1 protein-coding gene is annotated in these 359 nt (G+C 38.4%); it reads left to right on the forward strand.

Annotation, left to right across the window (positions count from 1 at the left end):
- On the forward strand, nucleotides 1-299 hold a 299-nt coding region (locus RJ01_RS11595), incomplete at its 5' end, for an IS5/IS1182 family transposase (RefSeq protein WP_034171198.1).
- Nucleotides 300-359 lie beyond the last annotated feature (60 nt).

The following is a 359-nucleotide window of genomic DNA, read 5'->3' on the forward strand; positions in this document are numbered from 1 at the left end:
CACATGCGGTCATTCCACCAAGAAAAAATGCGAAGCCATCGAAAGATAAAAAGATGGGCTCGCTAGAACGCAATGAATTGCTTCGAACAATTAAGCGTTTAGGAAGAACTATTTGGAAGAAATGGTCAGGCTATCATCGGCGAAGTTTGGTTGAAACCAAGATGCATTGCATCAAATTGTTGGGGGATAAACTCAGTGCGAGAAATTTTCAAAGCCAAATCAATGAGATTCATGCACGTGTGGCAGTATTAAATAAATTTACGGACTTAGGCAGACCACATACCCGAGTTGTCACTTAAATTTGAGTAGATATGAGAAATCTTTACTTTTAATTCTTTGTGCAACAAAGCCTTTTTCTA

Source organism: Acinetobacter sp. YZS-X1-1, from assembly GCF_000804305.1.
GTDB classification, from domain to species: domain Bacteria; phylum Pseudomonadota; class Gammaproteobacteria; order Pseudomonadales; family Moraxellaceae; genus Acinetobacter; species Acinetobacter variabilis.